Source organism: Stenotrophomonas sp. 107298_Sma (assembly GCF_056480345.1).
In genome coordinates, this window is sequence record NZ_CM151094.1 from 2,459,235 (window position 1) to 2,474,344 (window position 15,110).

At 64.4% G+C, this 15,110-nt stretch carries 10 protein-coding genes; 6 read left to right on the forward strand and 4 right to left on the reverse strand.

Going from position 1 to position 15,110, the window contains the following annotated elements:
* Positions 1-171 precede the first annotated feature (171 nt).
* The 4 genes from ACZK2G_RS11510 to ACZK2G_RS11525 are packed head-to-tail and all read left to right on the forward strand — an operon-like array spanning position 172 to position 7,135.
* Positions 172-2,370 carry a TonB-dependent receptor gene (locus tag ACZK2G_RS11510; RefSeq protein ID WP_253077995.1) on the forward strand — a complete coding sequence of 733 codons (2,199 nt, stop codon included), beginning with the start codon at positions 172-174 and terminating at the stop codon, positions 2,368-2,370.
* Positions 2,371-2,402: 32 nt separating this feature from the next.
* The gene (locus ACZK2G_RS11515; protein ID WP_478473324.1) at positions 2,403-3,281 is read left to right on the forward strand and encodes an alpha/beta fold hydrolase; all 879 of its coding nucleotides are present in this window, start codon (positions 2,403-2,405) and stop codon (positions 3,279-3,281) included.
* Positions 3,278-3,763, forward strand: coding sequence for a MaoC family dehydratase (locus tag ACZK2G_RS11520; RefSeq protein ID WP_136638008.1), 486 nt, complete (start codon positions 3,278-3,280; stop codon positions 3,761-3,763). Before ACZK2G_RS11515 ends, ACZK2G_RS11520 begins: the two co-directional genes overlap by 4 nt.
* A 36-nt stretch (positions 3,764-3,799) precedes the next feature.
* A complete protein-coding gene (locus ACZK2G_RS11525; RefSeq protein ID WP_478473326.1) occupies positions 3,800-7,135 on the forward strand; it encodes a hybrid sensor histidine kinase/response regulator in 3,336 nt (1,111 codons plus the stop codon).
* A gap of 4 nt (positions 7,136-7,139) precedes the next feature.
* On the opposite strand, the gene ACZK2G_RS11530 is transcribed toward ACZK2G_RS11525, so the two are convergent.
* Positions 7,140-7,814, reverse strand: a complete 675-nt coding sequence (locus ACZK2G_RS11530) for a response regulator transcription factor (RefSeq protein ID WP_046985556.1) — start codon at positions 7,812-7,814, stop codon at positions 7,140-7,142.
* A 129-nt stretch (positions 7,815-7,943) separates the two neighbouring features.
* Between ACZK2G_RS11530 and ACZK2G_RS11535 the strand changes: the two genes are divergently transcribed.
* Positions 7,944-9,584: a fatty acid--CoA ligase gene (locus ACZK2G_RS11535; RefSeq protein ID WP_478473328.1), complete on the forward strand. Its 1,641-nt coding sequence runs from the start codon at positions 7,944-7,946 to the stop codon at positions 9,582-9,584.
* Between the two features lie 346 nt (positions 9,585-9,930).
* Positions 9,931-10,710: a S1 family peptidase gene (locus ACZK2G_RS11540; RefSeq protein WP_478473330.1), complete on the forward strand. Its 780-nt coding sequence runs from the start codon at positions 9,931-9,933 to the stop codon at positions 10,708-10,710.
* Positions 10,711-10,763: 53 nt separating this feature from the next.
* Here ACZK2G_RS11540 and ACZK2G_RS11545 read toward each other — a convergent pair whose 3' ends face one another.
* The 3 genes from ACZK2G_RS11545 to ACZK2G_RS11555 all read right to left on the reverse strand — a co-directional run bounded on the left by ACZK2G_RS11545 (position 10,764) and on the right by ACZK2G_RS11555 (position 14,762).
* A complete protein-coding gene (locus ACZK2G_RS11545; RefSeq protein WP_478473332.1) occupies positions 10,764-11,024 on the reverse strand; it encodes a hypothetical protein in 261 nt (86 codons plus the stop codon).
* Entirely contained in the window at positions 11,025-11,768 is a 744-nt protein-coding gene (locus tag ACZK2G_RS11550) for a FadR/GntR family transcriptional regulator (RefSeq protein ID WP_478473334.1), read from the reverse strand.
* Between the two features lie 102 nt (positions 11,769-11,870).
* Entirely contained in the window at positions 11,871-14,762 is a 2,892-nt protein-coding gene (locus tag ACZK2G_RS11555) for a TonB-dependent receptor (protein WP_478473336.1), read from the reverse strand.
* Positions 14,763-15,110: the final 348 nt, after the last annotated feature.

The following is a 15,110-nucleotide window of genomic DNA, read 5'->3' on the forward strand; positions in this document are numbered from 1 at the left end:
ATGAAGGAGTACCGGTAGCGCTTGCAGGTGGGGGCGCGCCCAGTATCCGCATCCCGGTGCCGCTGCCGACTGGACCTAGGTCCACTCGCCGGCGTCCGGTGACACCGCTAGCCTTGGCTGCAGGGGTGGCAGAGGGCCATCCGCAATGGACATGCCCTGGGGGAGGAACGGATGAATCGGAATGGTCTGAGTCTGATGATCGGTGCGCTGCTGGCCACCGGGCCGGTACTGGCACAGGAGGCGCCACAGCCAGCGCCAGCGACAGGCAGGACGGCTTCACCCACCAATCTGGACAGCATCAAGGTCACCGCACGCAAGCGCGAGGAAACCCTGCAGGAAGTACCGGTGGCGGTCACCGCGTTTACCTCCGAAGCGCTGGACAGGATGAACGTCCAGGATCTCAGCGACCTCGATGCACAGGTGCCCAACCTGACCATCTACGCCGCACGCGGCGCCAGCAGCACGGTTACCGCCTACATCCGTGGCGTCGGCCAGTCCGATCCCACCTGGGGCGCGGATCCGGGCGTCGGCATCTATCTGGACGATGTCTACATCGCACGTCCGCAGGGTGCGCTGCTGGATGTGTTCGACGTCTCGCGCATCGAGGTGCTGCGTGGCCCGCAGGGCACGCTGTACGGCAAGAACACCATCGGCGGTGCGATCAAGTACATCTCGCGCGGCCTGCCGACCCAGACCGAAGGGTTCGCCCAGATCACCGTGGGCAACTACAGCCAGCTCGATGCCAAGGCGGCCATCGGTGGCCCGATCGGCGGTGCCGACAGCGGCCTGCGTGCCCGCGTGGCAGTTGCCAGCATGAACAACGATGGCTTCGGCGAGAACACATTCAATGGCCAGCCGGTCAGCGACAAGCAGATCAATGCGGCGCGCCTGAACCTGGGCGCGTATGCGGGCGATGATTTCGACGTGCAGTTCGCGCTGGACTGGATCGATGACCAGTCCGGCATGCGCGGTTCGAAGATGCTGGCGCCCAACCCGTTCCTGCGCGCCTACCCGCCGATGGACAGCCGCTACGATATCCGCTCGGGCATGCGCAACCTCAACAGTGTGGAAACCAAGGGTGCCTCGGCCACGGTCAACTGGCGTCCCAACGAAGACATCGCCGTGAAGTACGTGGTGGCCAAGCGCGAATCGGACAGCGAGGCCAACATCGACTTCGACACCACCCCGGTCAAGCTGGCCGACGTCGGCGGCACCTACAGCGACAACCAGGTCAGCAACGAGGTGCAGCTGAACTACGATGCCGGCGGCCGCGTGCGCGGTGTGGTCGGCCTGTACCAGTTCAGCGGCGAAGCCGGTGGGCAGATCCAGAACAACTACTTCAGCGCGCAGTTCGCCGACAACCAGGGCAAGGTGCTGACCGACAGCATCGCGCTGTATGCGGACTGGACCTTCGACCTGACCAGCAAGCTGAAACTGGATGTGGGCGCCCGCTACACCGACGAGGACAAGCGCGCGATCGTGCTGAACCGCCTCTACGCCGATCCCGGCTTCAGCCGGCCGGTGGCGGTGACCGCGGACTTCGACAAGAAGACCAATTTCAAGAACGTCTCGCCCAAGGTCTCGCTGGACTACCAGATCACCCCGGACATCATGGTCTACGGTCTGGCCACGCGTGGCTTCAAGTCCGGCGGCTACAACATCCGTGCCAACGCCGTGGCGGTGCCGCGCTCAGCTGAGCCCTTCGACGACGAGACCGTGGACAGCTACGAGGTTGGCAGCAAGATGGCCTTCCTTGACCAGCGCCTGTTCCTGAATCTTTCGGCCTTCTACAACAAGTACAAGGACATCCAGCTGTCGGTGTTCACCGGCCTGGATACCAATGGTGATGGCATCGACGATTCCTTCTTCGGCGATTTCACCAATGCCGGCGCGGGTACCGTCAAGGGCCTGGAGGTCGAGTACCAGTACCTGCCCAGCCAGCACTGGCTGATCTCCGGCAACCTCGCCTGGCTGGACACCAAGTACGACGAGTACATGGACCGTGGCATGAATGTGGCCAAGCAGATGAAGTTCACCAATGCGCCGGAGTTCTCGGGCGCGTTCAACGTGGAGTACCGCACCGAGCTGGCCAAGGGCAGCAACCTGTCGGCACGGGTGAGCTACAGCTACCAGAGCGAAGTCTGGCCGACCACCGACCTGAGCCCGGTGATCCGCCAGCAGGGCTACGGGCTGGTCAATGCCGGCGTGATCTGGCGGCTGGATGATGCGTGGACCTTCTCGCTGCAGGGCACCAACCTGGCCGACAAGGAATACCGCACCACTGGCTACAACATTCCAGCAGTGGGCACGCTGATTGGTTTCTACGGTCCGCCGCGCCAATATAGCCTCAGCGTCCGTTACGATTTCTAGAGCATCCGATTCGATTTCCAGGAAGCCCCTGCATGATGCAGTCTTACGTAGATCTGTATTGGAACAGCGACGATGGCCTGCGCCTGCACGCACGCGACCATGCACCCGAGGCAGGGCAGGCGCCCCGCGGCACGGTGGTGTGCATTCCCGGCCTGACACGCAATGGCGCCGACTTCGACGTGCTTGCCGGTTCGCTTGCCGCCGTGGGCTGGCGCGTGATCGCGGTCGATCTGCGCGGTCGCGCCGGTTCGGAGCGTGCGCATGATCCGTCCAGCTACAACCCGCGCACCTATGCCGACGACATGGTCGCGCTGCTGCGCGCGCAGAACATCGACAAGGCAGTGTTCATCGGCACCTCACTGGGCGTGCTGGTCACCATCACCCTCGCCTCGCGCGCGCCCGAGCGGATCGCTGGTGCAGTGCTCAACGATGCCGGCCCCAAGGTGCCGCGCGAGGCGCTGGCACGGATTGGCAAATACGCAGGCAAGCCGGTGCCGCCGATGGATCTGGAGCAGGCCACGGCGTACGTAGCGTCGATCGGCAAGGCCGCCTTCCCCCGTTTCAGCAGTGATGACTGGCGGGCAATGGCGGTGCGCACCTTCCGCCCACGCAGCGATGGCCTGCTGGAGCTGGACTATGACCCGGCGGTGATCCGTACCACGCGGCCGTGGCTGCTGTGGTTGCTGCGGCCGGTGCTGTGGCGTGCGGTTCGCGGGCTGACCGCACGGGTGCCGGTACTGGTAGTCCGGGGTGCGCTGTCGGACATCCTGCCGGCCGATGTCGCGCGGCAGATGGCCGCGACCTCGGAAAGCGCCCGCCTGGTCGAAGTGCCGGATGTCGGTCATGCGCCGATGCTGTCCGAACCCGAGGCGCGAGACGCGATCCTGGCGCTGCTGGAGCGTCTGCGGTGAGTGCCGGCGCTCCGATCGACGCGCTACCCGCTGCCTTGCAGGCACTGCGGCAATGGGCAGCCAGCGAGCGCCTGGGCGCCGGCACACCCATCACGCAATCGCGCATCGACACTTTCGCCGACGCCACCGGTGACCACAACTGGATCCACGTCGATCCGCTTCGGGCACAGGCCGAGCTGCCCGGCGGGCAGACCATCGCGCATGGCTTCCTGCTGCTTTCGCTCACCGTGGAAGACGATGTTGCAGCCCTGGCCGGCTTTTCCGGCATCGCCCACGTGCTCAACTACGGCTTGAACAAGGTCCGCTTCCTGGCGCCAGTGCCCAGCGGCTCCGAGGTGCGGGTGCGCTCGCAGCTGGTGGCACTGGAGGCGCGGCAGCCCGGGCAATGGTTGCTTACCCAGCGCAAGGCTGTCGAACGCGTTGCCGATGGCGAGCTGGCACTGGTCGCTGAGCATCTGTCACTGATCGTGCTCGCCCCCTAGCACCACCCTGCCCGGTCCTCTGCCTACACTGGAGCGATGTTGACGCCCTCCGTCGTTCTGTTCGCCTGTATTGCGTGGACCGTACTGCTGTTCGGCGTGGCCCTCTGGGGCGAGCGCCGGGGGCATCGGCTTTCGAAGGTGTGGCCGCTCATCTATGCGCTGTCGCTGGCAGTGCACTGCACCGCGTGGACCTATTACGGCGCGGCGTCACAGGGCCTGCAATGGGGCTTCCCGATTCCTCCGACCCTGGCGGGCATGGCGCTGATATTTGCCTTCGGCCTGCCGTTCCTGCTCCGCCTGGGGAGGCTGGCCAAGCAGCATAACAGCGCCACCATCGCCGACCTGGTGGTCGCGCGGCTGCGTGCGGATCGGGGACTCGGGTTCACCATCACTCTGGTCGCGCTGTTCGGCATCATTCCCTATATCGCCCTGCAGCTGAAGGCTGTCAGCCAGGGCCTGGGCGCCCTGCTCGGTGATCGCTTCGCGCCTGCTGGCGCGCAGCTGGACATGTCGTTCTGGTTCGCGTTGACCATGGCCGCGTTCACGCTGCTGTTCGGCGCACGCAAGGCGTCGGCCACCGAACCCAATCGTGGCATCGTGGTCGCGCTGGGGCTGGAGTCATTATTGAAGCTGGTGGCGCTGCTGGCCATTGGCCTCTACGCGGCGCTGTCGGTGCGCCAGGCGGGCACGCCACTGCTGGAAAAGATGGCGCAGCTTCCACCACCGGCCATCATGCCGGACTACCTCACCATGGTCGCGCTGGGAGCGATCTCCGCGTTCACCCTGCCTCACCAGTTCCATGTCGGCGTGGTCGAGCTGCGCCAGACCTCGGACCTGAAGACGGCGCGCTGGATGTTCCCGGTCTACCTGTTGCTGATCGGGCTGCCGTCGGTGCCGATGGCGCTGGCCGGTGCCGCGCAGCTGCCCGCATCGGTGTCGCCCGACCTGTACGTGCTGGCGCTGCCGCAGGCCGGTGGCCACCACCTGCTGGCCTTGCTGGCCTACCTGGGCAGCCTGAGCGCCGCCACCGGCATGATGATCCTGTCCGGGCTGACCCTGTCGATCATGCTCGGCAACCATGGCTTCGGTTCGAGGCTGCTGGACGGCATCGCCGGCGGCGCGGCGGCAGCTGACCTGCGTCCGCGCGTGCTCGCCTTCCGCCGTGCCGGCATCCTTGCCGTGTTCCTGATGTCGTGGCTGTACAGCCGCGCGATGAGCGGCACCGAGGCACTCAGCGATTTCGGCCTGATGTCATTCACCGCTCTCTCGCAGCTGGCACCGGCGGTGCTGCTTGCGGTGTATCGCCCACGCACGCCCTCCCCGGCCATCATTGCCGGCATCGTGCTGGGTTCGCTGGCCTGGTTGTGGCTGGTGCTGTTGCCGATGCTGATCCCCGCCGCGCCGGCGTCGGCCGCCCGCGACGGACTGCATTGGCTGGCCGTGGTCTCGCTGCGCATGCAGCCGGGCCATATCGCCATCAGCATGGGCGCCAGCCTGGCGGTGAACCTGCTGACGGTTGCGCTGGTGTCGCGCGCGGTGCGCCCTTCGTTGCCGCGACGACGGGATGCGGTGGCGGCAGCCTCGCTGCGCAAGACGGCCGGACGCTTTCTCGGCCAGGAGCGGGCGCGGCAACTGATGGACGGGCATGCCGGACAGCTGCTGGATGACGACCGGGTCATCACCATCGAACGCGAACTGACCGCTGTGGTCGGTGCGGGCATGGCGAGGCTGCTGGTGGAGGCCGCTCGCGACGGCGGTGCAGCGCCACTGGATGCGGTGACCCGTGCAGTCGGCGAAGCAACCCAGGTGCTGCGCTTCAACCAGCGCCTGCTGGAGGCGGCGCTGGAGAACATGAGCCAGGGCATCAGCGTGGTCGACGCGCAGCTGCAGTTGGTGGCTTGGAACAGTCAGTACGCCGCGTTGTTCAAGTTTCCGCCCGAGCTGCTACAAGTAGGACAGCCGGTGATCAACCTTACGGCTTGGGCGCTGGACGAACTGAAGATCGGCGAAGGACCCGGTGACTCCCGCGACAAGGCCTTGCAGCGCCGCGTGGCACACATGCAGCGCGGCACGCCGCATCTGTCCGAACGGATTTTCCCCGACAACACCATCGTCGAGATCCGTGGCAATCCAATGCCGGGCGGCGGTTACGTGGCCACCTTCACCGACGTCACTGCGTTCCGCCGGGCCGAGGAAGCACTCAAGCGCAGCAACGAAACCCTGGAGCGCCGCGTGCAGGACCGCACCGCACGGCTGGAACAGGCGGTGCACGAAGCCGAGCGCGCGAACGTTGCCAAGACCCGCTTCCTGACTGCGGTCGGTCACGACCTTATCCAGCCACTGCATGCGGCGCAGCTGCTGACCGATGCGATGTCGCAGCACATCGAATCGGAGTTCCTCGACAGCTTCCTGCGCCAGATCCGCGGTGCGCTGGATTCCACCGATGACCTGCTATCCGGACTTCTGGATATCTCCCGGCTGGAAGGCGGTGGTCTGGTGGCCGATCCACGCGCGTTCGCGCTGTCGACCGTGCTCGATCCGCTCGCGCAGGAGTTCGCGGTGCTGGCGGCGGCGCGCGGGCTGCAGTTCCGCTACCTGCGGACCCGTGCCTGGGTCCACACCGATCCGCTGCTGCTGCGCCGGGTGCTGCAGAATTTCCTGGCCAATGCCATCCGTTACACGCGCCATGGTGGAGTGCTGCTGGGCGTGCGCCGCCATGGCCATGCACTGTTGGTTGGCGTGCATGACAGTGGCCCCGGCATCGCGCCCGAGCAGCAGGCGATCGTGTTCGAGGAATTCCATCGCGGCGACCGCAGCAACGGCCAGGGACTGGGACTGGGCCTGACCATCGCGCAGCGCATCGCCGAGCTGCTCCATGCGCCGCTGCAGTTGCGCAGCGTGCTCGATCACGGCTCGACGTTCTCGATCAGCGTGGTGCGGGCAGCACCGCCGGCTGCCCCGCCCACGGAGCCCGCCGCAGCGGGTACCAGCACCGTCAAGGGCATCCGCGTGCTGGTGGTCGACAACGACGCGGACGCGCTGGAGGCGATGCGGCAGATGCTGCTGGCCTGGGGCTGCGAAGTGGTCGCGGTGCGTGCCGCCAGCGAGGTCGGCGCGTCAGCGCATGCGGCCGCGTTGTGGCTGTTCGACTACCACCTGGATGATGGCGATACCGGCGTGGCGCTCTGGCAGCGGCTGCAAGCCGAGCATGGGCAGCGGCCAACGGTCATTCTCAGCGCCGATACCGGCAGCGACACGCGCGAGGCGGTGCGTGCGGCAGGGCTTTCACTGTTGAACAAGCCCTTCAAGCCACTGGCGCTGCGCTGGGCGATCAACCATCTGCTGACAGCACCTGGCACAGCAACATCCTGAGAGATCAGGTGTCCTGGGTACCTTCAATCTGCCGGGACGGATCGGCCAGTCCCATTTCGTGCAGCACGCGGATCGCCTGTGCACGGTTGCGGACTCCCAGTCGCTCCATGATACGCGTCATGTGCGCCTTGACGGTGCGCAGCTGTACACCCAACCGGTCGGCGATCTGCTTGTTGAGCAGTCCTTCGGCCACCAGGCTCAGCACCTTGTACTGATGTGCGGACAGGCTGGCCAGGCGCGCGGCCAGGTCGGCATCCTTGCTGAAGGGCGCCACCCGCGCCACTGGCTCACGCAGCAGTGCAGGAATCCAGCGTTCGCCCTCCAGTACCGACCGCAGCGCGGACTGCAGCTCGTTCAGTCCGGAACTTTTGGGCAGGTAGCCGGCCGCGCCCAGGTCAACTGCGCGGCGGATCACCTGCGGCTCTTCGTTGGCCGAGACGATGATGATCGCCAGTCCCGGCTGCAATGCACGGATGGTCGCAAGGCCGGCAAGCCCATGGTTGCCGGGCATGTGCAGGTCCAGCAGCATCAGGTCGATCTGCTGGTGTTCCAGGACCTCGAGCACGCTGTCCAGCGAGTCGGCCTCGCTGATCTGCAGATCGGCGACCGCCTCTTCGGCCGCGCGATGCAGTGCCGCGCGGAACAAGGGATGGTCATCGGCGATGAGCAGGGTCGGCATGGCAAGGCGAGAGTAGCAAATCGTCTGCCGTTGGACAGGGGTACCTAGGTACGCTGGCGCGCTCAGGCGGGATTGCTAGTGTGGACGAATGAAGACCGGCCACTGACAGGCCGCCCACGAGGTCACCCCATGCCATTCGCTCCCGATGCCTCTGCCTATCCGCTGCTGATCAAGCAACTGCTGCACACGCCGCTTGCGGTCAATCCTGACCAGGAGATCGTCTATGGCGATTCGGTCCGCTTCGACTACCGCACCCTGCAGGCGCGCATCGGCCAGTTGGCCGGATTGCTGACTTCGCTGGGGGTGAAGCACGGCGATACAGTTGCGGTGATGGACTGGGACAGCAACCGCTACCTGGAAGCGTACTTCGCCGTGCCGATGATCGGCGCGGTGCTGATGATGGTGAACGTGCGCCTGGCGCCCGAGCAGATCGCCTATACGCTGAACCACAGCGGTGCACGGGTTATCCTCGCCAACCGTGAGTTCCTGGCGATACTGGAAGGCATCGACGGACAATTGCCGGACCTGCGCACGCGCATCCTGCTGGACGATGCCGGCGGCCCGTTGCCAGACGGTTTCGTGACCGAGTACGAGGCCGGTCTGCGGGCTGCCACTGCGACCACCCATTTCCCGGACTTCGACGAAAACACCCGCGCAACGGTGTTCTACACGACCGGCACCACCGGCCTGCCAAAAGGTGTCTACTTCAGCCATCGGCAGCTGGTCCTGCACTCGCTGACGGGGATGGCGGCGCTGGGCAGCGCGGCCAACCAGGGACGCCTGCACCGCGGCGATGTCTACATGCCGATCACCCCCATGTTCCACGTGCACGCTTGGGGCCTGCCGTATGTGGCGACACTGCTGGGCATCAAGCAGGTCTACCCCGGCCGTTATCTGCCAGCCAACCTGCTGGCATTGATTGCCCGCGAGAAAGTGACCTTCTCGCACTGCGTACCAACCATCCTGCACATGCTGCTGGAACACCCGCTCGCGGCGGAGACGGACCTGGGCAACTGGAAGGTGATCATCGGCGGCGCGGCCCTGCCGCGGGCATTGGCGCAGCGGGCACTGGCACGCGGCATCGACATCTTCGGTGGCTACGGCATGTCCGAGACCTGCCCGCTTCTGACCCTGGCGCAGATCGATGCGGATGCCGTGACCGATACGGATGAGGTTCTTTCGCTGCGCACCAAAGCCGGCATTCCGGTACCGCTGGTGGACCTGCGCATTGTCGATCCGGATATGAACGATGTCGCCCACGATGGCATCGCCACCGGCGAGGTCGTGGTGCGGGCGCCCTGGCTCACCCAGGGCTACCTGCACAATCCGGATGCATCGGCGACATTGTGGGCAGGCGGCTACCTGCACACCGGGGACATCGGCAACATCGACAGCGGCGGCTACCTGCGCGTGACCGACCGCATCAAGGATGTGATCAAGACCGGTGGCGAGTGGATCTCATCGCTTGCGCTGGAGGACATCATCGCGCTGCATCCGGCGGTCAGCGAGGTCGCGGTGATCGGTATCGCCGACACGAAATGGGGCGAGCGGCCGTTGCCGCTGGTGGTCAGGCAGCCGGGCAGTGAAGTAAGCGAGACAGAGATCATCGAACTGATCGCAGCCCGTAGCCGCGCCGGGGATATCTCACGTTATGCGATTCCGGAGCGGGTCAGTTTCGTGGATTCGATCGAGCGCACCAGCGTGGGCAAGATCAATAAGAAGAAGCTGCGGGGGCTGCATGATGTGGGGTCTGATCCAAGCATCATCTGATCGAAGCGCATTCACTGGAACGCGGGCGACGTCCGTTGCCGTGCAAGGCGGGTCGATGCCGGAAGTCGTCCATTGTCCGGTCGACTCCACTTTCGCCAATCGATCGCAGTTGACGCCCGACGCTCTCGCCCTGACTGACCATTGCCGGAAAGTAACCACCTGTATACTGTCGCTGACTGGCGAGCAGATGGATGAGCTCGGAGATTGAACCTTCATGATGTTCCCCCGTTCTCCGAATACTCCTCCACGCATCAGCCACCTATGCATATTGATCGCCATGGACAATAGATTCGAAGTTCGCGGCATTCTCTTGATGCCGTGCACATTGGGCCTAAACGAATGACACATGCTGCCGATAAAGTATTGCGACTGCGCCCATTATGGACCCAGCGCTTCCTTGATCAATGGAGTGAAAGTGGTGAGCAAAATCAGCATTCTGTATGGAGGCATACTGTCAGCGTCCCTGCTGGCGCCTGTCCATAGCCACGCACAGGAGTCAGGACCGGAGGCAGCATTCCAACGGGCCGTCCACATCAAGATCGCCCTGCCGGAGCGCTCAGGCGAGGTGTCTGGAACCGGGGCCTGGCTGGATGGCAACACTGTAATCACTGCGTCACATCTCTTCCCGGACGATCTTCGGGAAAATGAACGTTTGACCATCGAGATTGTGACCCCGCTTGGCAACCTGCCAGCCAAGGTGGTAACGGCCTCGCACCCTTCCGAACTTGATCTCGCTGTACTTGCAGTTGACCCCAGCGCGAACGCAAGTGCCCGCAGGAGCGCAGCCCCCCTCAAGCTATGCTCGACGCCTCTGCAACCAGGACAGAAAGTCAGCGTCGCTGCTGCAAATCAATCCGGCCTGGCTGTTGTAATTCCCACCCATGGCTCGTTTGATAGATCAAGCATTTATCGCGGCGTCGTGACATCACACTCAGTTACGACGTATCTGGCTCCTGGAACAAGCGGCGCGTCAGTATTTGACGAGGCGACCGGGTGCTTGGCTGGCATTGTCAGCAAGCAGGAAAAGCACGAAGACACTACCAATGGCGTCTTCCATCAGGTATTTACAACCGGATTGGTATCGGTGGCTGACATCGCGCCCGTCATCGCGGAAATCAGGAAATAGTTCTGCCGGGCGAAGAGGTACGAAATCTTTCAGAGATTTCGCACCTCTCCACTTCAATACAACTGCACCTTCAACACCGAAGGCGCATTTGCCGGTGAACTGAACGTCACCGTGCCACCCAACTGGCTGATGCCCGCATACCGCAGGTCCACCGTATCAACCATTAGCGTCAAGCGGCTGCTGGTTGGAATTTTCCAGCTGCTCGCTTCCAGGCGCAGGCCCGCCATCTTCCGCCGGCTCGGCGTGGCGCCACGCAGCGTGTACGGCTTGTGGCTGATCAGCTGGTCGTTGCCGGTCCCGCGAAGAATCGCCACTCAAATCCGCGTCGTCGCCATGAACCGCTCGCGATCCTGCTGCGTGCGGCGGCGGATCTCTTCCAGCGCCTGGCTCTCGGTGGCCTGCAGCATCGCTTCGAACAGGCGCTGGAAGTGATGGCGCATCGCATTGCGCGCGGCCACCGGATCACGCGCACGCAAGGCTTCGAAGATCGCCATGTGCTCGTCGGCTCGGCTGGCGCCATCGTCATGGCAGACCCGCGAATAGACCTCGGTGACGCGCGGCAGCTCGCTGCGCATGCGCCAGATCTGATGCACGAAGTACTCCACCACCGGATTGCCTGACAGGCGCGCAATGGTCAGATGGAAACGGCGATCGTACTCGCCGGCTTCCTCGTCACTCAGGTCGCGACGGCACAGCGCTTCGGCCAACACCTGCAGTTCGGCGATACCGGCATCATCCAGGTTGCTGGCGGCCAGCGCGGCAGCCTCGGCCTCGAATACCGCGCGGGCAGCGGTGAGGTCGAAGGCACTGACATCCGGCAACCCACCCGGGACCTGCGTCGGCCGCGGCTTCACATGCACGCCGGAGCCGATGCGGATGGCGATCCAACCCTGTGCTTCCAGTGCGATCTCGGCCTCGCGGATGGTCACCCGGCTGACGCCGAACCGTTCGGCCAGCTCACGTTCGCCCGGCAGGCGCGAGCCCGGCGGAAATTCGCCGTCCTCGATCAGCTTGCGTAGCTTGGCGGCGATGGTCTGGTAAAGGCGGTTGGCGGACATGCGGCTGACCCTTGGCGATTCCTTCCGGGTCCCTGCCCTGCCACCGCGGCCGGCAAGGGTCCGGTTGGAGCGACGGCGCGACCACTGGCCGCGCCGCCCTGTTCAGAACTTGTATCGTACACCGAAATACGCACGCCGCCCGTAGGTCACCACTTCGCGGAAGTTCCCATAAAGCGGCTGGTAGGCCACGCGCGGCTCGTTGGTCAGGTTCATCAGTTCCAGCGACAGCGACAACTGCTTGTTTACCCGGTAGCGCAGGCGCAGGTCGACGCTGGTGTTGTCGTCGTAGTAGCGGTTCTGCTGAGCGGTATTGCCAGTGAAGTCCTGGTAATAGTGCGAGCGGAACTTGCCGATGGCCTGGATGTTGAAGCGCCCAACGTCCCAGTAGATCGAACCGGACAGCACGTGCCGCGAGAAACCGCTCAGACCCGCCGGTGGCACGATGGCCGGAATGATCGTGCCATCACTGGCCAGCTGCTCGCCCAGCCGCGAATCCTGGGTCTGGTAGTCGGCATCGGCGTAGTTGTAGCTGACCTTGAAGCCCAGCCCGTCGAAAGGCTTGGGCAGGTACGACAGTCGATGGGTAGCGCCCAGCTCGAAGCCGGTCAGCGTGCTGTCTTCGTCGGTGGTCACCTGCTGCCGCACCGGCACGGTCACGCTCTGTCCATCGATGGTGTAGGTCTCCGGCACCAGCGCCGTGGCGGTGCCGCCGTTGAACTTTTTCCAGTACACCGCACCGGCCAGCAGGGTGTCCGGGTTCGGGTACCACTCCAGCGACAGGTCCCCGTTCCAGGACATCAGGGGTTGTGCAGCCGGGTTGCCACTGGCGCTGATGTCGTCCAGCGCATCGGCCAGATTGCCGTAGGTGGCATCGCTGCTGACGTTGATGGTGCGCCCTGCGCCCAGCGCGGCGATATCCGGCCGCGACATCGCGCGGTAGGCGCCGACCCGCAGCAACAGGTCCGGCCGCAGTTCGAAAGCCGCGTTCAGGCTGGGCAGCAGCTTGTCGTTGCCCGCCTTGAACACCTGGGTGCTGTAGTCGCCGGTGGGCTGCAGACGGATCGTACCGTCTCCGTTGTCTTCAATGCGCAGGCCGGTACGTACCCCTTCGGAACGCACATCGGTCTTCACCCAGCGCAGGCCCAGGTTGCCGGTCACCGGCAGCCCGAACAACGAGCTGCTGAACTCGCCCATCAGGTAGAGCGCGCGGGTCTTCTCGGTGATATCGACATTGTTCGGATCCTGGAAGCCCGGATCGAGGCCGCTGTCCAGGCTGCCACGGAACGACTGGTACAGGCAGTTCGGATCGAAGTAGGCCCAGGACGAAATCGTGTTGCCGCTGGCGGCATCCATGAAGTCATCCTGCGGGAACGGCGCGCGGCAGGCCTGGCTGGCGGCGATGATCTTCGCCTTGTCGGCCGCCACGCGCTGGTCGTAGTCGGTCACCAGGGTGTTGTCTCGCAGGCGGTAGTCGGCCTGGCTGGCGCGCACGCCGCCCTTGATGCGGGTGAAGAAGCCCGATTCCGGCATGAAGCTGGCATCGAAGCGGCCGGCCTTGATCTTGTGGTCGTTCTCCGTTGCGCTGGAAGTGACGCGCGCCGCGCCGGTGTAGGCGTCCCAGTTGTTGGGGTCGAAGTTCGGCGCCAGGGCAACACTGGGCACTTCGCCATGCCAGTCCCAGTCGTAGTCCACGTACCCGGTGGCGCCACTGCTGATGCCGGGCACGATAGCGTTGTTGACGTCGCGCTGGTTCGCGCGCAGCCGGGTCATGCGCTCGCTGTCGAGACGATTGGTGTGCGAGTAGGAAAGATCGGTGGACAGTTCCCACGCCGCGCTTGGCCGCAGGATCAGATTCAGGCCGCCGCCGGTGTATTCCTCTCCGCGCCAATAGCGATTGGAGGTGGAATCGATCGAAGTGCTGCCATGCAGGTGTCTCACGATACCCTCGTCGTCCACCTCGCGCTGGGTGATGCCGCGGCGCGCATTGGACAGGCTCAGGTCGCTGCGGTTCTCGTACCAGTTGCGCTGGGTGTGTTCGAAGTCGACATTCAATTCGACCACGTCATTGGGCCGCCACTGCAGTGCGGCAAACTCGCTCTGCCGATCGTTGCGCTCCTGCTTGAGGCGATAGATGCGACTGCTCGGCACCAGGTAATACGGCGCGCCGTTGGCGATGGCCTGCGCACTGACTTCGCCACAGTTGGCATTGGCCACGTTCTGCATGCCATCGCAGGCATACCAGGTGGAACCGCTGGTGATGCTCTCTTCCGGATCGGAACCTTCCAGGCGCTGGAAGCCCAGCGATATACCCAGCTTCTGCCCATTGCCGAACTCGAACTGGTCGATGTAGCTGGCGGTGCCGCGGTAGCCGATGCCGTCGTCGTCGCGGTACTTCTTGTCATACTCGGCCCAGCTGCCACGCATATCGATCTGCGCCGAGCGCTTGCCGTACTCCAATGGCCGTACCGTTTCCAGGCCGATGGTGCCGGCCACGCCACCTTCGATGATGTCGGCGCGCTGGGTCTTGTAGATGGCCACCGTGTTGATCAGCTCGGCCGGGAACATGTTGAAGTTGACCGAGCGGTCGCCACTGCCGTTGGTGATCTCGCGACCGTTGAAGTTGGTGCTGCTGAGGAAGGCGCCCAGGCCACGGATCGAGATCTCCGAGGCACCGGTCTTGTCGCGGGTCGAGGCGGCACCGGTCAGGGTCTCGATGGCATCGGCCAGCGACGGCGCCGGCAGGTCGCCGATGTCGTCGGCCGAGAGCACGTCGGCAATGACGGTGTCGTCGCGCTTCTTGTTGATCGAACTCTGCATGGACTCGCGGATGCCGGTGACCTGCACCTGGTCCAGCGTGGTGGGATCCTGCCCCGCCCCGTCCTTGCCTGACTGCGCCTGGGCAGTGGGTATGCCCGCCAATGCGGCGAGCAGCGCCACGATCAGCGGTGTGGGGGACAACGAGATGCTATGCACTGCTCCGGCGGGTCGCCGCATGGTTTCCTCCTCCCAAAGGATCGCCTGCATGCCAGGCGTGGGACGCAGCTTCGGCACGGCGACATGAAAATGTCAACCAATTGGTATGTGAATGTTCAAATGCCTTTGGTTCATACCACTTGGTCGCCATTTAATGTGCTTGTGCAGCATGACTTTGCGCCAAATCCGGCTTACAAAGGACCCCGAAGTGGTATGCAAGCCCACCCTGAAACGACGGCAAGGCCGCCTCTGGAAGGATTTCATGCGCATTCGCTCGACTCACCAGCCAGGATCCAGTTATTTCATCGCAAAGTGCCTGACCACTGGCCTGGCACTTTGCCTGACCACTCAGACAGCGTCTGCGGCAAG